This window comes from Nocardioides deserti (assembly GCF_014266025.1).
GTDB lineage: Bacteria > Actinomycetota > Actinomycetes > Propionibacteriales > Nocardioidaceae > Nocardioides > Nocardioides deserti.
The window spans coordinates 18,434-31,858 of record NZ_JACMYC010000013.1; the positions used below are offsets into that span (position 1 = coordinate 18,434).

5 protein-coding genes, 1 tRNA gene and 1 pseudogene are annotated in these 13,425 nt (G+C 73.5%); 4 read left to right on the forward strand and 3 right to left on the reverse strand.

What is annotated here, in order from left to right:
- The first annotated feature begins 46 nt into the window (after positions 1-46).
- Entirely contained in the window at positions 47-1,771 is a 1,725-nt protein-coding gene (locus H7344_RS16375) for a PP2C family protein-serine/threonine phosphatase (RefSeq protein ID WP_186347080.1), read from the forward strand.
- 236 nt (positions 1,772-2,007) lie between these two features.
- Positions 2,008-7,857 (forward strand): lamin tail domain-containing protein, encoded by a 5,850-nt coding sequence (locus H7344_RS16380; protein WP_222130781.1) that lies wholly within the window; start codon positions 2,008-2,010, stop codon positions 7,855-7,857.
- 126 nt (positions 7,858-7,983) lie between these two features.
- Here the strand turns inward: H7344_RS16380 and H7344_RS16385 are convergent, their stop codons facing one another.
- Complete coding sequence (locus H7344_RS16385) at positions 7,984-9,690, reverse strand: hypothetical protein (protein WP_186347081.1); 1,707 nt, start codon at positions 9,688-9,690, stop codon at positions 7,984-7,986.
- 159 nt (positions 9,691-9,849) lie between these two features.
- Between H7344_RS16385 and H7344_RS16390 the strand changes: the two genes are divergently transcribed.
- A complete protein-coding gene (locus H7344_RS16390; protein ID WP_222130782.1) occupies positions 9,850-11,046 on the forward strand; it encodes a glycoside hydrolase family 26 protein in 1,197 nt (398 codons plus the stop codon).
- Positions 11,047-11,233: 187 nt separating this feature from the next.
- Here the strand turns inward: H7344_RS16390 and H7344_RS16395 are convergent.
- Together H7344_RS16395 and H7344_RS16400 are read right to left on the reverse strand one after the other, a co-directional pair.
- Positions 11,234-11,488: pseudogene (locus H7344_RS16395) on the reverse strand (mycothiol transferase); the annotation flags it as partial.
- Between the two features lie 195 nt (positions 11,489-11,683).
- Positions 11,684-11,757: transfer RNA gene (locus tag H7344_RS16400), tRNA-Phe, on the reverse strand.
- A gap of 152 nt (positions 11,758-11,909) precedes the next feature.
- On the opposite strand from H7344_RS16400, the gene H7344_RS16405 reads away from it, so the two are divergent.
- The gene (locus H7344_RS16405) at positions 11,910-13,400 is read left to right on the forward strand and encodes an ABC transporter substrate-binding protein (protein ID WP_186347082.1); all 1,491 of its coding nucleotides are present in this window, start codon (positions 11,910-11,912) and stop codon (positions 13,398-13,400) included.
- The last annotated feature ends 25 nt before the right edge of the window (positions 13,401-13,425 follow it).

The following is a 13,425-nucleotide window of genomic DNA, read 5'->3' on the forward strand; positions in this document are numbered from 1 at the left end:
CCGTGGGGTCCCTGCCCCACCCTGCCTGCTCGTCCGAGGAGACCGCATGTCGTCCGAGCGTCCTCGACCGAGGCGGGCCGTCGGCGCCGGCACCGGACGACCGGCGCGGCTCGTCGCCCTCATCTGTCTCGCCGGGCTCGGCCTGACGGTGTCCGCCGCGCTGGCCGCTGCCCACGCCGACCGCACGACGGAGGAGCGGCTGCTCGAGGTGCAGACCCAGCAGGCCGCGTCGGTCCTCGCCGCGGCGATCAGCGCGATCGAGGCACCGCTGCGGTCCGCCCTCGACCTCGATCGCGGCGCCGGCGGCGGTGAGCGCGGCCGGGCGGCCGTCGCCGAGCTGCTCGACCAGGACGTCGCCGCCGACGCGACGTACGTCTCGGCCTCGCTGTGGCGCGCCGACGGGGGAGCGCCGACCCGGGTCCTGGCCCTCGGCGGCGCCCCGGCACTGCGTCCGGACGACCCCGCGATGCGTGGCTTCCTCCAGCGGGCGCTGCGCGCCGGCACCACCGTCGTACGCCGCGTCGCCGCCGCCGACGGCACCCGGATCGCCTACGCGCTCGCCGACCCGGCGTCGGGCGCCGTGGTCCACGTCGAGCGGGCGATCCCCGCCGACCGTCGCGCCCCGGTGGACCGCGACTCGGCGTACGCCGGGTTGTCCTACGCCATCTACCTCGGCCACACCACCCGCACCCGCGACATGGCGACCACGAACGTCGACCCGGCCACGCTGCCGCTCGACGGCGACGTCACCTCGCGCACCACCATCCCGTTCGGCGACACCGCGCTGACCCTGGTGACCGCGCCGCGGACCCACCTCGGCAGCGCGCTGAGCGCCCGCCTGCCGTGGCTCCTGCTGCTCGGCGGCCTGCTGCTCACCGGGCTCGCCGTCCTGGTGGCCACGAAGCTGACCCGCGCCCGCGCCACCGCCGAGGCGGACACCGCCACCATCCGCGCCCTCTACGAGCGCGTCGACACCGTCTTCGGCGAGCAGCGCGAGCTCTTCGTGGCCCTCCAGCGCGCGCTGCTGCCGCCGGCCGACCCGCACATCCCGCAGCTCGAGGTGGCGGCGGAGTACGTCGCCGGCGCCATCGGCATCGACATCGGCGGCGACTGGTACAGCGTGCTGCGGCTCGACGAGGACCGGTTCGCGTTCGTCGTCGGCGACGTCTCCGGCCGGGGCGTCGAGGCGGTCGCGGAGATGGCCCGAGCCCGGTTCACGCTGCGTGCCTACCTCGTCGACGGGGACTCCCCGGCCACGGCGCTGATGAAGTGCGCCCGCCAGTTCGACGTCGTCGCGGACGGTCACATCATCACCGCGCTGGTGGCGGTCGGGAGCCACCGCACCGGCGCGATCACCGTCGCCGACGCCGGCCACCCGCCGCCGCTCCTGGCCGCCGCCGACGGCGTCGACTACGTGTCCGTGCCGGTCGGCCCGCCGCTGGGCTTCGGTGCGTCCGCCTACGACGAGACCACCTTCACGCTCGCGACCGGGGCGACGCTGCTGTGCTACACCGACGGCCTCGTCGAGCGACGCGGCGAGGACATCGACACCGGCCTCGACCGGCTCGTCCGCACCGTCACCGACCTGGGCGACCAACCGCTGCCGCGGCTGATCGGTCGGGTCCTCGCCGAGATGCGCGACGACGGCGCGCCCGACGACACCGCGGTCCTCGCGCTGCGCCGGACTACGGTGGACGACGACACGTCGGCCGAGCCGGGCGTCGTGACGGCGCCTCCGGCCGCTCACCTGGCGCCGGCGCCCCCGGACTGAGGACGCCGTGATCGCCTTCCCGGACTTCACCCTCTGACGCCCACGGTCTGATCTGCACGAGCGCCCTCGACGTTCGGCCGGTGCTCGGTCCACGCAGCGGGGCCGGGAGCCGACCCGGCACGACGGGGCGCCCAAGTCGCCCGCTCCCAGCCATCGGCGCGTCACCCACGGTTCGCCACCGTTCACCCTGGCTCTGCGAGGTTTCCGGCCGACGCCTCAGCAGAAGGAAGCCCCGCATGCCACCCACTCCCTCGGCGCGCGCCCGACGCCGCGCGCTGACCGCCGCGCTCACCGGCGGGCTCGTGACCGCTCTGTCCGCCGGTTCCCTCACCGTGGCCGCCGCAGCGCCCGCGACCGCCGACGACCCGGCCCTGCCGGCTCTCTTCGTCTCCGAGGTGGCTCCGGACACCGGTGACCACGAGGTCGACGGCCGCCCCAGCCGACAGGACAACTTCGAGTACGTCGAGCTGACCAACACCACGGACTCCGACATCGACCTCGTCGCCGCCGGCTACGCCCTGCGCTACCGGACCAGCACGCTCAGCGTCGCCGACGACTCGCCGGTGGCCGGCATCGTCCCGGCGCACGGCTCGGCCGTGCTGTGGCTGCAGTACCAGGCCCGCTCGGCCGACGGCGTGAGCAGCGGCAGCCCGAACACCGACCTCTTCACCGACGCGGAGTTCCGCGCGCACCACGGCCTCCCCGAGGACCAGCCGGTCGTGCACGTCACGGGGCAGAACGGCTTCGTCAACAGCGGCACCGAGCCGGCGCCGTTCGTGGTCAGCCAGCACGGCGAGCCGGTCAGCAGCTCGGCGTACGTCCCGGCCGACGACGTGTCGATGGGCACCACCGTGCACTTCACCGTGCCGGGGCCGGGAGACGTCGCGGCGACGACGTACGCACGCCGGGCAGCCTCGACCCCCGGGAAGGTGGCCCCCGAGCAGCTCACGCCGGGCGCGACCGCCCCGACCGAGGGCCCCGACCCGAGCGAGCCGGCAGAGCCGACCCCCAGCGGGACCGCGCAGCCGAGCCCGGGGCAGCCGACCCCGAGCGAGGCCGGGCAGCCGAGCCCGAGCGAGACCGGGCAGCCGAGCCCGGGGCAGCCGGTCCCGAGTGGGACGACCGTGCCGAGCCCGACCGGGACGGCCGCACCGGCGCCGAGCACGCCGGGCCAGCCGGCCAGCACGTCGCCGCTGGTCATCACCGAGGTGAACGTCAACTCCGCGAACCGGCCGGCGTCCGACGGGGCGTCGCTCGACGCGTGGGAGTTCGTCGAGCTCCACAACACCACCGACGAGGCGATCGACCTGGCCGAGGCGCAGGTGGCGGTCGTCTACCTGAGCGGGTCGAACCCCAAGACGCTGACCTACGAGCCGGGCACGGTCGTTCCCGCCCGGGGGACGGTCGTTCTCTGGGCGCGCAACAGCCGGTACCGCGACGGGACGGACACAGGTGGCACTGACGCCCGGCTGACCAAGCAGGACTTCCGGGCCCACTACGCCGGGCTCGGCGTCACCGGTGACTACCCGCTCGTCGAGCTGACCGGGCAGGACGGCCTGAACAACAGTGGCACGTCGATGTACCTCACGCTGGCCGGTGCCGAGGTCTCGCGCGTGACCTGGACCGGGGAGGACATCGGCACGGACCAGACGGTCACCTACGCCCTTCCCAGCACCGGCGGCACCGAGCAGCCCGTGCACGCCAGGAAGCAGTCGCCGACCCCGGGAACCGTCGACCCCACCCAGGTCCAGCAGCCGACCGAGCAGCCGACCGAGCAGCCGACCGAGCAGCCGACCGAGCAGCCGACCGAGCAGCCCACCGAGCAGCCCACCGAGCCGACCGTGCCCGAGCAGGGGCCGCCCCCGGCGAGGGACCCGGAGCTCGACGCGCCGGTCCTGCAGGTCACCGAGGTGGCGCCGGACACCGCGAACATCGACGGGGCCGACGGCTACGAGTTCATCGAGGTCTACAACGCCTCCGACGCGCCGGTCGACTTCGCCGACTACACGATCAACTACCTCTACACCGACGCGAACGAGGTGACGCTCAACAGCGCGCTGTGGCCGGCGGTGCCCGCCGACCCGGTCGTCCAGCCGGGCCGCACCCTCGTGCTGTGGATCAAGAACGGTCCGAACGACGCGCTCACCGACGACGACTTCAACGCCCACTTCGGGTCGCGGCTGACCGACGGGGTGGACCTGGTGGAGATCTTCGCCGGCGGCATGGCCAACGGTGGCCTCCGCGGCATCCAGGTGATGACCAACACCGGGCACGACATCAGCCGTGCCTACTACCTCGACAACGCTGACACCGTGGCCGACCGGCCGCTGCAGTACCGGTGGGGCGGCGGCGCCGGCGAGACCAAGCAGACCAAGCTCGGCGTCGGCCCAGCCACCCCTGGGTACGCCGCGCCCGAGCAGGTCCCGAGCGGCCTGGTCGCCACGCCCGTGGACACCACCGCGCCGACCGTCGTCGACCACTCCGAGAGCACCGAGACGCCGGACTCCGCCGATCTCGCGCTCGACTTCGAGGTCACCGACGACGTCCTCGCCCGGACCGTGACGCTGACCGTCGACACCGACGTCGACGAGCCCGTCAGCCGGCACCTCCGCTTCGGCGCGCCGGACCGGTACACCTACACCGTCCCGGCGGTCGACCTGTACGGCAAGCGCTGGATCGAGTACACCCTCACCGCCAGGGACGGCACCCACACGAGCACGTTCGGCCCGGTGCGGGTCACCCTCGACGCCGAGGAGCCGGAGCCGGTCCGGCTCAACGTCACCGAGGGGCAGTACGTCGGTGGCCCGACGAGGCTCGCCGCGACCGCTGCCGGCGACCCGGCCGCGCTGACGCTCCGGATCGACGGGGAGCCGGCGCCGGCGCCGGTGCCGGCACTCGAGGCTCGCCCGGTCTTCGCCTTCGAGGCCACCAACACCGACGCGTTCTTCCGCAACGGCGTGCGGCTCGGGGACGACGTGCTGACGATCTTCGACCAGGGCTTCTACGAGCGCATCGAGACCGTGACCGCGCCGGTCCCGGTGGAGCAGGTCGTCAAGGGCGAGCCGCTCACGCTCGGGATCTACGCCGGCACCAAGGCCTGGCCCGAGCCCGACCCCAACGAGAACAACGACGACTTCTCGGCGCTCAACCTCCGTCTGGCGCTCCCCGACGGCCGGGTCCTGCGACCGCAGGCGTGCGGCGGTGCCGGCGAGAACCAGGAGCCGACCGTCCGCGTCTGCCCCGACCCGACCGCCCGGATCGGGTTCAACGACGCCAACCAGGTGTACTTCACGGCGACGTTCGTGATCCCCGACGACGCGTTCGACTCGCTCGCCACGGTCTGGGACACCAGCGAGGTCACCGACGGCCCGCACGAGATCACCGCCTCGGCGGGGGAGGAGACCGTCACCCGGACCGTGCGCGTCGACAACACCGCGCCGGCCATCGAGCCGACCATCGTCGAGGGACAGCACTACCGCGGTGACTTCACCATCGGTGCCACCGCCGGCGACGCCGGTGCCGGGCTCGACGACGACGGCGCGACCGCGACGCTCGACGGCGAGCCGATCGCGCTGCCGCACGACGCCAGCTCGCTGACCCTGGCGCCCGGTGAGCACCGGGTCGTCCTCACCGCCCGCGACCGGGTGGGCAACGCGGCGACCCGCACCGTCGTCTTCACGACCGGCGACGAGCGGCCCGAGACCACTCTGCTGAGTCCTGAGGACGGCGCGACCGTCCCTGCCGGCGGCGTGGACCTGACCGCCCGGGCCGGCTCACCGGAAGGCGACCCGCTGACCCTGCGCTTCCGCGAGGGGCGGACCTACGTCCCCACCGACGCCGAGGTCCAGGCGTACGACGGCGGCACCCGGGCCGCGCGCGGCACCGACCGCACCGGCAAGGTGGTGCTGTCGGCCGAGGAGCTCGAGCAGGTGGCCGGCACCGACGGCGTCGCGCACGAGGTCTCCTCCGGCACCGAGCTGCCCTACCAGATGTTCACGGTGGCCGTCCCGGCCGACGCCGGCGCGGATGCCAGCGTGCGGCTGCAGTGGACCGGCTCGGCCAACGCCGGGGCGAAGGTGCTCATGTACGTCCGCGACGCGGAGTCTGGTGCGTGGGTGGAGGTGGCCCGCCGAGTCACCACCGACGACCAGGTCTTCACGTTCGAGGAGCTCGTCCCGACCGCCGGGTACACCGCGGACGGCGTCGTCGCCGTGCTCGTCCAGCACTCCGACGGCTTCGCCGGTGCCGACCGCTCGACCCGGGAGAGCAACCCCGTGCCGTACTCCGCCGGCGGCGTCACGCCCCGGTCGGACTACGACTTCACCTTCGCCTGGGAGTCCGACACGCAGTACTACAACGAGACCGACGCCTTCCACCAGCACCAGCTCAACATCCACGAGTTCCTGCTCGACCAGCGTGACGAGCTGAACCTGCAGTACCTCCTGCACACCGGCGACATCGTCAACGTCGCGAGCGAGGAGCGTCAGTGGCGCAACGCCGACCCGGCGTACCGGATGCTCGACGAGGCGGGACTGCCGTACGGGGTTCTGGCCGGCAACCACGACGTCGGCGGCCACGACAACGACTACTCGTCGTACTCGCGGTGGTTCGGCGAGGAGCGCTACCGCGACAACCCGTGGTACGGCGGGTCCCACCTGGACAACCGTGGCCACTACGACCTGGTGTCCGCAGGCGGGATCGACTTCCTCATGCTGTACATGGGCTGGGCGCCCGGCGACGAGCAGATCGCCTGGATGAACCGGGTGATCCGCGAGCACCCCGAGCGCAAGGTGTGGATCAACCTCCACGAGTTCATGCTCACCACGGGTGGGCTCGGGCCGGTGCCGCAGCGGATCATGGACGAGGTCGTGGCGACCAACCCGAACGTCTTCGCCGTGTCCTCCGGCCACTACCACGACGCCTACACCCGGCAGGACCAGTTCGACGACGACGGGGACGGCACGGCCGACCGCACGGTGTACTCGATGCTCTTCGACTACCAGGGGCTGCCGGAGGGCGGGCTCGGATACCTGCGGCTGCTGCACTTCGACAACGTCGGGGAACGGATCATCGTCCGCACCTACTCGCCGTCGCTGGACGACTTCGACTCCGACGACCCGTCGCTGGACCAGGTGCACCAGGAGTTCGAGATCCCGTACGCCGCCGGCGGCATCGCCCCGGCCACGAAGGTGCTCCGCACCGACTCGTTCCGTGCCGACGTGCTCACCACCCACGACATCGCGGTGCTGGAGGGCGTGCCCTCGGGCGAGGAGCGGACCGTGCGGTGGAACCCGGGGGCCGGCGTCCACGGGTGGTACGTCGAGAGCACCAACCCCTACGGCGGCGCGGACACCTCCGAGGTGCGCACGCTCGTCGTGACCGGCGGCCCGGGCGGCCCCAACCAGCCGGGCGACCCCAACCAGCCGGGCGACCCCGGCCAGCCGGGCGACCCCGGCCAGCCGGGCAACCCCGGCCAGCCCGGCAACCCCGGCAACCCCGGAAACCCGGGTGAGCCCGGCAACCCCGGCAACCCCGGTGAGCCGGCCCCGGAGCCGCCGGTCCCGGGGAAGCCGTCCCTGCGCGGCAAGGCCCGGGTGGGGGAGCTGCTCACGGCGGAGCCGGGCACCTGGCCCGCGGGCACGACGTTCACCTATCAGTGGTTCGCCGGCGGCAGGCCGGTGGCGGGCGCGACCGCCCGGACGTTCCGGGTCCCCGCCTCGCTGGCCGGGAAGCGCCTGCGGGTGCGAGTCACCGGCACCCTCGGGTCGGCGCCGCCCTCCACCGTGCGGTCGCAGCCGGTCCGCGTCGGTGAGGGTCGGTTGCGAGGCCCGCGGCCCGTCGTGACCGGCAAGGCCGAGGTCGGCCGCGTGCTGCGGGTCCGGACCGGCGACTGGGAGCCGGGCCGGGTGGCCACCCGGGTGCGGTGGTACGTCGGTGGCCGGGCGGTCCGCGGAGCCGGCTCCAACCGGCTGCGGCTGGTGCGCGAGCACCTCGGCAAGCGGATCAGCGTCCGGGTGACCGCGGTCAAGCGCGGGTACGCCGACCGGAGCCGCAGCAGCGTCTGGACGGCGCCGGTCGAGCGCTGAGCGTGGGTGGGCCGGTCCCGGTGGAGCAGAGCACTCCACCGGGACCGGCCTCCGTGAGTCCGGGGGCAGCGGTCCTTCGGCTGCCCGTGCCGACGCGCTGATGGTCCGACGGGCCGGGTCGGAGCGTCAGCGGCGGCCGGGGAACTCGACCCCCGTCGTCCGCTGCGCCTCCATGACCACCACGTCGCCGTGCGTGCCGTAGCCGAGCAGGGGCTCGTCGTACTGCGTGCCGTTGAAGGTGACCAGCAGCCACCGGGTGCGGCCGCGCTCGGCGACCGGGATCACCATGGGCCAGGGGATGTTGGTCGGGTGCGGCGCGTCGAGCACGCCGAGCTGGTCCATCTCGAGGTCGTAGACGGGGTACTGCCCCCGGATCTCCGCCGGCGAGGCGTCGCCGTTGCTGGCGAGGACGTACCACCGACCGCCGAAGCGCTGCAGCACCGTCCCCTCGGTCTCGACCTTCGAGGGGTCCGCGCCGACGAGCGACAGCTCCGTGAAGTCGCCGCCCCGGGGGCTGCGCGCGAGCGCTGGGTAGAAGTCGAAGAAGCGGCGGGCGTTGACGAACCCGACGTACCAACGGCCCCCGATCCGCACCACGTGCGGGTCCCACTGCCCGACCGCCGCCGACGGCAGGTCACCGGTGGGCAGCCGCAGCTGCCGCGTGCGCAGCACGTGGACGCCGCTGAGGACGTCGACCGACGAGCGCACCGTCGTGTAGTCGATCTCGACGCTGTCGTTCGCGAAGTCGCCCCAGGTGCTGGTGGTGACGATCCAGCGCCGGTTCGCCTCGTCGCGCACGAGGTGGCCGGCGTGGTCACCGAGCACGACGTCATTGCCGTCGCGCTGGAAGAAGAGGTTGGCGACCTGCTCGAGCCGGTAGGTCTCGAGGTCGAGCGTCCACACGCCCCAGTGCGCGGTCTCGAAGAAGCCCAGGCCGGCCTGGGTGAAGGTCAGGTAGGCCTTGCCGCGGTCGATGTACGGCGTGCCGTCGGCGTGGGTGACCAGGTGCGGGTCGCGCAGCCCGAGCTGACCGAAGTAGCCGGCACGGACCCGGTCGAGCACGACCGTGCCGGAGCCGGACTCGGCGCCGAAGGAGTTGTGCCAGGTGCGCAGCGCCGCCGGCTCGCGCAGGTCGAGCCGCTCGTCGAGGGTCGCCTTGACGAGCGGGTCCGGCCCAGACCCGGTGTCGGCGAACGCCACGACCGTGGTGCTGGTGAGCGCGAAGCCCAGCTCGAAGGGCGCCGCCAGGTCGGCCTCCACCGTGCCGAGGGTCTCGGTCGTCCCATCGAGGGTCAGGTCGATGCCGACGGTCCCGGTGGCGCGGTCGTACCACGCGAGCAGGTGGTCCTGCGCGCCCTTCGCGAGGCCGGCCAGCACCCGGTCCCGCGTGCCGTCGCCCGAGAAGGACGCGACGTCGACCAGCACCGCGGCGTACGGCGCGTCCTGGCGGCTGCGCGACCGGAGCAGGGTCGAGTGGGCGCCGGCGCCCCCGCCGATGCGGAGCTCGCCGCCGCCGCTGCGGACCGCGCCGGCGGTGCCGCGGGGCGCCAGCACGGCGTACTCGCTGGCGCTGCCCGCTGCGGTGAAGCTGTCGCGCAGGGTGACGAAGCGGTCGGCGAGCAGGTCGAGACGGCGCCGGCGGTGGACCACCTCGAAGTCGAGGTCGAACGGGCTGACCCGGCCGCGGGCCGGTGCCGCCGCGGCGACGTCCGGACCGGCGGCCAGCACGGCGAGGCCGCCGAGGCCGGTCGCACCGAGCACGGCGCGGCGCCCGAGCGCAGGCGGGGGAGCGGTGGGGGTGGCGGGCGTGGGCGTGGCGGGGCTGGGGGTCATGCGGAGGCCTCCGAGAAGCGGCGGGACGTGACGCCCCTCACTCTCCGCCCGCTCACCCGCCGGCACAAGGTCAGCGGCCGGCTGATGCGCGGCCATAGGCGGGTCGTCGCCCGGTCGTGGGTGGGTCCTTGGCTTGAATGCCTCTTTGCCCTGGCCGTCGTGAGCGCCAGGCGTCTGTTCGCGCCGTGGGTGCTGGCGGTGGCCGTGGCTGTTGCCGCCTGCGGCGGTCACTCGACGCCGAAGGACTCCGAGCGCCCGCTCTCGGACGACGGCGACGAAGTGACGGAGCGTGCGCCAGTCGCACGCACGGCGGAGCAGCTGGTGCCCCGCGCGGGGGCGTGGTTCGGCGCCTCGATCGACTGGTCGCGGGACACGATTGCTGGATATGCGAGTCGGCTCGGTCATCCCCCGGCCGTCGCAGTCACCTTCTACGAGCTGCCGATGAGCGCGCAGGAGCGCAGGTGGCTCGACGAAGCGGTCGCGCAGGCTCGCGAGACCGGCACCATGTTGCTGGCGACCCTCGAGCCCCGGTCGGGACTGGACTCCGTCACGCCGTCGGTGGCGGAGGACCTGGCTGCTCTGCTGCGCTCGTACAACGAGGGCGGCACACCGATCTTCCTGCGCTTCGCCCACGAGATGAACGGCTCCTGGTACCCGTGGGGCCAGCAGCCACGGTCCTACGTCGCAGCGTTCCGCCGCGTGGCGGAGGCGGTGCACCGAGCCGCTCCGGGCACCGCCATGGTCTGGGCGCCGAACTACGGAGGCGGCTACCCGTTCTCTGGCGGCGAGTTCGAGGTACGCCCAGGGACAGCGGACGCGGAGGTCCTCGACACCGACGGGGACGGCCGCGTCACCCAGGCTGACGATCCGTACGCGCCGTACTGGCCGGGACGCCGGCACGTCGACTGGGTCGGCATGTCGGTCTACCACTGGGGCGCGGTCTACCCCTGGGGTGAGAACGAGGTCCCGGAGGCGGGGAAGTTCAGCGACCTCCTGCGCGGGACCTACGTCGGTGCGGCCGGCGACGAGCGGGACGTGCCCGACTTCTACGCCGTCTACGGCGAGGGTCAGAGGCTGCCGGTCGCCGTCACCGAGACCGGCGCGCTGTTCGCGCCCGGTCGGGGTGGTGCCAACGAGCTGGCGATCAAGCAAGCCTGGTGGCGTCAGGTCTTCGCCGCTGGCCATGATGAGGACCTGCCCTGGGTCAAGATGATCAACTGGTTCGAGTGGCGCAAGGACGAGCCGGAAGTCGGCGGGGTCGTCGACTGGACAGTCACACGGGGTGCCGTCGGCGAGCGGTTCCGCACCGAGCTGCCCGCGTGGTTGCGGTTCGCCGAGGACCCCAGCGCGCCTTGACGCTGCGGCCGAACCGAGACCCTGCCCCCTCGAGCTGCCACCGGCCCCGACGGCTGCTGTTGGCGGTCGGCATGGAGCGGCGGGCGATCACGCCCCGTCCTGCCCGCTTGTTCCCGCGCGGCGATGGTCGGCGGACGGCCGCCTGGTGTGCCGATGCGCTTGGACGTCGGGCGCTGCCGCTGCGGTTCTAGTCACCCGTCACGCCGTCGATCGCTTCGCGCATGAGGTCCGCATGCCCGTTGTGGCGCGCGTACTCCTCGACCATGTGGCTCAGGAGCCAGCGCATCGAGACCGGCTCCTCGGGGTCGGCGCCGACCGTCGCCAGGCCCTCGTTGCTCGCCGCTGCCTCGGCGACGACACGGTCCGAGACGGCGACCGCCTCGTCGAACCAGGCCCACGGCTGTTCAGAGGTGAAGTCCCGCGCGTGCTTCCACGCCCAGTCCGGGTCCTGGACTCCGGTGTGCTCACCCTAACGACGCGCGCAGGGGCCAGGCGTCGTCCGATCGCAACAGGACCCGGGTGCGGATCCGTCGCGTCGCCGGCGCGCGCCGCGGGCCTCCCCTGGTCCCGAACGTCGAAGGGCCCCGCCGGAGACCGGCGGGGCCCTTCTGTCGCAGGTGAAGCCCTGCGGTGCTCGTGGGCAGGGGCGGGGTCGAACCGCCGACCTTCCACTTTTCAGGCGGACGCTCGTACCAACTGAGCTACCTGCCCGAGCGACGGACATCTTACATGCCGCCGGGACCGTCGACGAATTCGTCCGACGGCTGCAGGGCTGGCACGAGGCGGGCGCGAGAGGGGCACGAAGTGGTCCGTACCTTCGTGTGAGTGGCGTCACCTCGACGGTGAAAAGGCGTTGCCGGAACATGCGCGTGCTCCCCGCAGGCCGGATCGCCCTGCCCTCGACCCTCATCGTCCTGCTCCTCGCCGCGTGCGGCTCCCAGCTCGATCCGGGCGCGGTGGCACAGGCGGGCGGCGGCGTGGAGGGCGGTACGACGTCGTCCGGCCTGCTCGAGAGCGACCCGGCCGCGGCGGACGGCGGCCCGGCCGGTCTCGACGGGTCGGACGCTCCCGGCCTGGACGGCGGTGCTGGCTCGGTGCCGGGCAGCCCGGTCGCGGCCGGCGGCGGCACGAGCGGCTCGGGCGGTGCCGGAGGCTCGTCCGGCTCGCCGGGGGGCGGGGGCGCCCCGGCGCCGGAGGGGGACGCGAAGGCCGGCGCGTGCGAGGGGTTCGAGAACACCACCGGCATCACCGACGACACCATCGTGCTCGCCAACGCCGTCGACCTGTCCGGCCCGGTGCCGGGCCTGATGCAAGCCAGCCAGGACGCGATCCGGGCCTATGCGGCGTACTTCAACGCCACCTCCGACATCTGTGGCCGCAAGCTCGAGGTGCTCGCGCTCGACAGCCGCACCGACGCCGCGGCCGACCAGGTCGCCTACAGCGAGGCCTGCGAGAAGGCGTTCGCCGCGGTCGGGTCGATGTCGGCCTTCGACGCCGGCGGCGCCCGGACCGCCGAGCAGTGCGGCCTGCCTGACCTGCGCGCCGCGTCCGCGTCGCTGGAGCGCTCGGGGTGCAGCACCTGCTTCGGCGCGATGTCGCTGCGCGCGAACGAGTTCGAGAACGCCGTGCCGGACTGGGTGAAGCGCAACTACCCCGCCGGCGCCAAGCGGGCGGCGTACGTCTGGGTCAACGCGGGCGCGGTGCCGGCGAACGCGAACTACCAGGCCGATGCCATGGAGAAGCGGGGCCTGGACTTCGTCGTGCGCCAAGGCATCGACGTCTCGGAGTTCAACTACGCGCCCTACGTCCAGCAGCTGCGCGACGCCAAGGTGGAGTACGTCCAGTTCCTCGGTGCCGCCGCCCAGGCCGTGCGGATGGTGCAGACGATGCGGCAGCAGGGCTGGGCGCCGGACCTGTTCATGATGACCCAGCCCATGTACGAGCCGTCCTTCCTCGAGGTCGCCGGCGAGGCCGCCGAGGACGCGCACATCTTCATCACCCACGTGCCGTTCGAGGAGGCGAGCCGCAGCACGGAGGTGCAGACCTACCTCGCGTGGCTCGAGCAGGTCCGGCCCGGCGCGGCGCCCACGAGCTACGGGCTGTTCAGCTGGTCCGCGGCGCGGCTGTTCGTCCAGGAGGCCGTGCGCCTCGGCGGCCGGCTCACCCGCGACGCGCTCGTCGCGGCGCTGCGCCGCGTCGATGACTGGACCGGCAACGACGCCCACGCACCGCAGAACGTCGGCAGCGAGCGGACCGCGGAGTGCTGGCGGTTCATCAAGGTCACCGGCGGCCGCTGGGTGCCCGCCGGCTCGCGCGACTACACGTGCACCGGCACCACCGTCGTGCCGGAGTGAGGCGGCCGCACTATGCTGTCCCGCA

Excerpts from the sequence above, each read along its gene's own strand:
- H7344_RS16375 (WP_186347080.1), top strand. The coding sequence starts at position 47 with ATGTCGTCCGAGCGTCCTCGACCGAGGCGGGCCGTCGGCGCCGGCACC.
- H7344_RS16380 (WP_222130781.1), top strand. The coding sequence starts at position 2,008 with ATGCCACCCACTCCCTCGGCGCGCGCCCGACGCCGCGCGCTGACCGCC.
- H7344_RS16385 (WP_186347081.1), bottom strand. The coding sequence starts at position 9,690 with ATGACCCCCAGCCCCGCCACGCCCACGCCCGCCACCCCCACCGCTCCC.
- H7344_RS16405 (WP_186347082.1), top strand. The coding sequence starts at position 11,910 with ATGCGCGTGCTCCCCGCAGGCCGGATCGCCCTGCCCTCGACCCTCATC.